The organism is Candidatus Binatia bacterium (assembly GCA_036382395.1).
GTDB lineage: Bacteria > Desulfobacterota > Binatia > HRBIN30 > HRBIN30 > JAGDMS01.
Window position 1 is genome coordinate 1 of the sequence record DASVHW010000044.1, and the last position, 5,622, is coordinate 5,622.

Below are 5,622 nucleotides of genomic sequence, written 5' to 3' on the forward strand. Positions count from 1 at the left end.
TTCACTGCTTAGTCAAAGTAGTAGAAGAATTTTGGATAAGTGTTGAGTTCAGCCTTTAGTCTAAAGACATTTTTTCTGGCCAAAATTCGGCTTACTTCGCTTTCGGGATCAAGAAGATTGCCGAACTTGCGTGCGCCCACCGGACAAACCTCGACGCAAGCCGGATAGCGCCCCGAGCGGGTGCGCTGAACGCACCAGGTGCATTTCTCGACAACACCGCGCATACGCGGGCGATTGCCCATGTAGTGCGTGACCGGGTTCATTTCTTCCTTGGGTAAATTCGGAGTGGTAAAGTTGAAACGGCGTGCCCAGTAGGGGCACGCGTCAATGCATTGCTTGCAGCCAATGCACCAGTTGTAGTCGATCACCACGATGCCGTCCGGCTCGCGATAAGTCGTCCGCACCGGGCAGACCTTGACGCAGGGCGGCTTTTCGCACTGCATGCAGGCCATCGGCATATACAAGGCATCCTTCTCGGGAACCTGTTCGGGCCGATAGTAATTCTCACCTTCCAGCGTGACCCCGGCGGCGCTGTAGGCATTGCCGCCCACCTGAATCCCCGTGTCGCTGGGGTAACCCTTGTTCATTTTTTCCTGGGTGAACTCACCCTTTTTCATTTTCAGGACTTGAATCCACTCAATTTCTTTTCCCTTGTGGGATTCATCGCCGCGCGACTGATTATTTTCCTGGACACAGGCCTTCACGCACCGGCGGCAACCGATGCATTTCTGAATATTCAGTGCATAGCCGAATAACACCCCCTCCTTTGCTGGCGTGGTGTCGACCGTGACCGGCTTGCCGTACTCGCTCGAGTAGCGCATCTCCAGCCGGGCTTTCGCCTGCGCCTTCTCCTTGTCGGTCATCAGGCGATAGTTGCCTTGGAACCACTCGGCCCACTCCATCTTCGCCTGGGCGTCATCGGAGTTGGTCAGCAGTGCTGCGGCGCCCATTAGGGAAGCGATGCCGAGGCCGCCCGCGTCTTTCAGAAAACCGCGCCGCGAGGAATTGACCGTCCTTCCGGGCTTCTTCGCCTGCCCCAGCCGGGATTCGCGCTGCGATGGCGGCTCCTTGTCAAGGTCGACGCGGGAGGCTTTTTTTTCTTGTGGCACCATTTTTCCTGATGTGGCTCAACTGTTAGGTCGTGGGAGCGGGCGCGCGGTAACACCGGTAAGAACTACGGCACTCATGCCCGCAACGCCGCCAGCCAAGGTTGTCGCTACGACGCGGTCGCGGCGGTGGCAATTAGTCAGGACCGATTGGCAAGCTCGACCAGATCCTGAACATCTCCCCCCCGATTCTTGACCAACCAATGCGTTAGATCGCGGCTCGACAAAAGTGCTTCCACCTTGCCGTTTTCCACAATCGGCAGGTGCCGGAAATGCTTCTTGGTGACTAACTCCATCGCATCGTCCACGGTCATCTCGGGCGAGACGCAGTAGGGATTTGTCGTCATTACCTCGACGACTCTAGTATCGCGGGGATCGCGGCCGGCAGCCAGCACTCTGCTCAGCGCATCCCGCTCGGTGAAAATGCCGACCAGCTTTCCGCTATCCATGACGGTCAGGGCACCGATTTTGTTGTCGGTCATCTTGCGTACACACTCCACTACCAGAGCATCGGCTTCCACTGAATGTGTCGTGCCGGCTTCATCACTTAGTATTGTCTGCAAAGTGGCTGCGTGCTTGTCCGGCAATTGCCTGAAGCACACAAAGACGACGGTGACAATCGTGCTCAGAACAAGCACGTACAGTCCCGCTTCTCCAACGAACATCTGTGCGTCCTCGACCTGCAAAGCAAACGCCGCGGGGGAAAACAGTGCGAATCCGATAACGGCGGCCGACCTATCAAGAAGCTTTCTCATCGCTAATCTCCTCTGCGGAAGGGTTGACGACTAACCTGGCTCTCGCCTTGCGTCCGGCCTAAGGGCTCCGGCCCAGCGTTGCGAGCAGCCATCCATTCGAATTGCGCGCGACACTCCTGCGGCCCGGCAACCAGAACCGAGGCAGTAGCCAAATCAAGCAGTTTGGGTATACGCTCCATGCCAAGACCTTTGTTCACCGTGCCCCCCCGTGCTGCTCCTCAGGTGCGCCTTGCAATGCGCTCGCGCCCTCCGATGCATTGCAATTGACACTATCATGTGCAAAGCCCGGTGATTGCACCAGAGGCGATGGTCATGAATTGGCAGGGACATTGGTCCTTTTTGCGACGGGACCTAGGTCGATAGACGCCCAGAATGTGCTTGTTATAATTTGTTTCACCACTACCACGATCTCCGGCGGCCGCCATGAGCTTTTCCGTTCGAATGAGCCTCACCCACAAACCGCTGGTCAGCGGGTTCGCCGTGCTGCTGGTCGGGATGCTGGCGTTGGGCACCTGGCTCAGCGGGGCGATTGAGAAAAGAATGATTCGTCACGAAGGGGAGCTGTTCACCCTGTATATGGACAGCGTCCTCTCCGACCACGCTCAGACCCTCGCCAGCGGCGGGTTGCTGAGCGATGCCGACATGCTTGCGCTGGACAAGCTGCTTCACGGAACGATGCTCGGAGAGCGTATCGTGGCATTCAAGTTGTGGTCACGCGACGGACGCGTCCTCTATAGCACTGATCTCACCCAGATCGGTCTGCAATCTGCGATAACACCCGCCCTTGCCGCCGCGTTTCGGGGCGAGACGCAATCGCGGATGGTCACACTCGAGGATGAAGAACGCCGGCTCCAGGGCGCGCACGGGTCGGAGCTCATCGAAATCTACGCGCCGGTACACCAAGCGAAAAACGGATCGATCCTGACGGTTGCGCAGATCCACCAGATGACCGATGCCCTGGACCAGGTCGTCGGCACGGCCCGGCTGCAAAGCTGGATGGCGGTGATCGCGGCAGCGACAGTCATGTATCTGTTGCTTGCCGCCCTGATCATGCCCGCGAGCAACACCCTCATCGCCCAGAAGCAGCAACTGCAGGAGAAAGTCTCCCAGCTCACGAACCTGTTGGCGGAGAAGGAGCAGGTCCATGAGCGGGTGGCCCGCGCCGCAGGAGGCACGACAGCGCGCTACGAGCGCTCGCTGCACCGTATTGCGGTCGATCTGCACGATGGCCCGGTCCAGGGAATTGCCCTTGCGGCCATGCGCCTGGAAACATTGGCGGACATGTGCCGCGCCTGCAGCTCGGCGATCGGCGCGAAGTCCACGGTGGCCGACGATTTCAAGAGACTTCAGGAAGCGCTGAATTCGGCGCAGCAAGACGTGCGGTCGCTTTCCAAGGGGCTGCACTTGCCCAATATCGAGGAACTGTCTCTGGCCGACGTCGCGCGGCGCGTGGTGCGCGACTACAAGCGCTCCTCTGGAATGGACGTCGAGCTGACAATCAACAACGTACCTGAGGACGGGCCGCTGCCTGTCAAGATCACCTTGTTTCGTCTTCTGCAAGAGTCGCTGGCCAATGGATTCCGCCATGGCGGCGCAGTAAAGCAGCACATCGTACTGGGCACCTCGGACAGCCTGCTGCAGGTTGTAGTGCGCGACGAAGGAAAAGGCTTCGATACGCATGCCACGGAAACCGAGGGCCACCTGGGTCTCGAAGGCATGCGGGAGCGCGTCGAGATTCTGGGTGGAACGTTTTACGTATGGAGCGCTGTAGGTCAGGGAACGGTGGTGCGGGCCGATATACCCTTGACGGGCGGCGAGGGCGCATGACTGAACCCATCCGCATCGTTATCGCCGACGATCATCCGCTGTTCCGCGAGGGCGTTTCCCACTCGCTTGCCGCCGAGCCCGATCTCGCGATCGTGGGGCAGGCGGAGAGCGGCGAGGAAACGCTGCGCCTTGCCATGGATCTGGCCCCCGATGTCGTTCTGCTCGACATCGGCATGCCCGGCTGGGGAGGGTTGGCAACAGTGCAGAAGTTGTCGCAAGCATGCCCGGCAACGAAGGTCGTGATGCTGACCGCTTTCGATGACGAAGACCGGTTGCTCGCAGCGTTCAAAGGCGGCGCACGCGGTTACGTGGTGAAGGGCGTGGGGGTACGCGATCTGGCCAATATCGTGCGCTTGGTAGCTGCCGGAGACGTGTACGTTTCGCGCTCGCTCGCCGCCAGCTTGCTGAGCGAGCTGACAGGGACGCGGCCGCAGGACCCGTTAAGCGAGCTGTCGGAGCGCGAGAGTAATATCTTGAACCTGGTGGCCGAAGGCCTGACCAATCGCGAGATCGGAGAGCGCGTGCATCTCGCGGAGAAAACGGTCAAGAACCACATGACGAACATACTCGGCAAGCTGTGCGTGCGCAGCCGTGTCGAAGCCGCGTTGCTCGCCACCCGGCGGAATGAGCGGAAATAGTGGAAAGAGTTGTGTAGTGAGCAAGCAAGTGCGCGTGGACCGGCGTCTATCTCTTGCCAACATAGCGAGGCGTATTGCAACGGTAGTGGTTTGTTCTTCCCTCGTGCCGGCCGCAGCGCAAGCGGCGAGCGCAGAAGAGCGTGAGCGCGGCGGCAAGGAAGTCGTGGAGACGGTGTGCGCCGTCTGCCACAGCACAGGCGTGAATGGCGCCCCGAAAATCGGCGATCGGAAAGCATGGGCGAAGCTCGCGTCTCAGAGTCTCACCAGCCTCACTGGAGTCGCGCTCAAGGGTGTCCGCAAAATGCCGCCGCACGGCGGCAATCCCGATCTTAGCGATACCGAAATCGAGCGCGCCATTACCTACATGGTCAACCAGTCGGGCGGCGATTGGATCGAGCCCGTCACCAAGCTCGCCTCTGCTGCCCAGCGCGGCGGCGGGGAGGTCGTGCAGGCGTACTGCGCCAAGTGCCACCAAACCGGCGCAATGGGCGCGCCCAGGATCGGCGACCGGGCTGCCTGGATCCCGCGGCTCAAGCAAGGATTCGAGTTCGTGGTCCGTTCCGCGATCAAGGGGCACGGGCCGATGCCTTCCCGTGGCGATGTGGCCAGCCTTACCGATACTGAAATTCGAGCCGCGATCGCCTATATGATCAACGGAGGCATCGCCACGACGACCAGGCCGTCGGTTGTACCCACTGCAGGACCCGACCCCAATCGTCAGATCAACGACGGGGCGGAAAAACATCCAGGCATTGTGAGGTGGCTGCGGTCGTTTTGGACGCGGATTTGGGGGAATTCCGAGATACCGAAACAAGGGGCTGAAAATGGGCCCATGAGGCGATAAGTCAGGGATTGCGATGCTCTCGCCGGAAGGAGCTCGCGGCGCGACCGTTTCGACGTCCCCTTTGCCTACTTCCGGCCTCAGGCAATTGTCTACCCGATATCGAGCCGGCGCTCGCCGCGCACCTGCTCCACCTTCACTTCTTCGGTCACCGTGCCGCGCGAGGCATTGCGCGCCTGGCCGCTCAGCACCAGCTCGCGCAGCTGCGCGATCCGGTCGCGGTGCGACTTGGCGAGCGGCACCATGTCGCCCGCGGCGGCCACCAGATCGGCGGTCTCGATTTCGCGCTTGCCGTCCATGAACGCGGGGAACATCGCATCATTCACCACCGCCTCCAGCTCCGCCCCCACGAACCCCTCGGTGGCGCGCGCGATCTTCGGCAGGTCGAAGCGCTGCCGGATCATGGTGATGCCCTTGCGCTCCAGGTGCACCTGCAGGATCTGCTCGCGCTCCTG

At 60.5% G+C, this 5,622-nt stretch carries 6 protein-coding genes; 3 read left to right on the forward strand and 3 right to left on the reverse strand.

Annotation, left to right across the window (positions count from 1 at the left end):
- Positions 1-8 precede the first annotated feature (8 nt).
- Entirely contained in the window at positions 9-1,112 is a 1,104-nt protein-coding gene (locus VF515_02720) for a 4Fe-4S dicluster domain-containing protein (GenBank protein ID HEX7406543.1), read from the reverse strand.
- A 134-nt stretch (positions 1,113-1,246) separates the two neighbouring features.
- Entirely contained in the window at positions 1,247-1,861 is a 615-nt protein-coding gene (locus VF515_02725) for a CBS domain-containing protein (GenBank protein HEX7406544.1), read from the reverse strand.
- A gap of 480 nt (positions 1,862-2,341) precedes the next feature.
- Here VF515_02725 and VF515_02730 point away from each other — a divergent pair, with 480 nt between their 5' ends.
- The 3 genes from VF515_02730 to VF515_02740 are packed head-to-tail and all read left to right on the forward strand — an operon-like array spanning position 2,342 to position 5,170.
- A complete protein-coding gene (locus tag VF515_02730; GenBank protein HEX7406545.1) occupies positions 2,342-3,688 on the forward strand; it encodes a sensor histidine kinase in 1,347 nt (448 codons plus the stop codon).
- On the forward strand, positions 3,685-4,326 hold the full coding sequence (locus VF515_02735; GenBank protein HEX7406546.1) for a response regulator transcription factor: 642 nt from the start codon (positions 3,685-3,687) through the stop codon (positions 4,324-4,326). Before VF515_02730 ends, VF515_02735 begins: the two co-directional genes overlap by 4 nt.
- Before the next feature lie 28 nt (positions 4,327-4,354).
- Positions 4,355-5,170 carry a c-type cytochrome gene (locus VF515_02740; protein HEX7406547.1) on the forward strand — a complete coding sequence of 272 codons (816 nt, stop codon included), beginning with the start codon at positions 4,355-4,357 and terminating at the stop codon, positions 5,168-5,170.
- A gap of 89 nt (positions 5,171-5,259) precedes the next feature.
- Here VF515_02740 and VF515_02745 read toward each other — a convergent pair.
- The coding region (locus VF515_02745) for a hypothetical protein (GenBank protein ID HEX7406548.1) at positions 5,260-5,622 on the reverse strand (363 nt) is incomplete at its 5' end.

Excerpts from the sequence above, each read along its gene's own strand:
- VF515_02735 (HEX7406546.1), top strand. The coding sequence starts at position 3,685 with ATGACTGAACCCATCCGCATCGTTATCGCCGACGATCATCCGCTGTTC.
- VF515_02725 (HEX7406544.1), bottom strand. The coding sequence starts at position 1,861 with ATGAGAAAGCTTCTTGATAGGTCGGCCGCCGTTATCGGATTCGCACTG.
- VF515_02720 (HEX7406543.1), bottom strand. The coding sequence starts at position 1,112 with ATGGTGCCACAAGAAAAAAAAGCCTCCCGCGTCGACCTTGACAAGGAG.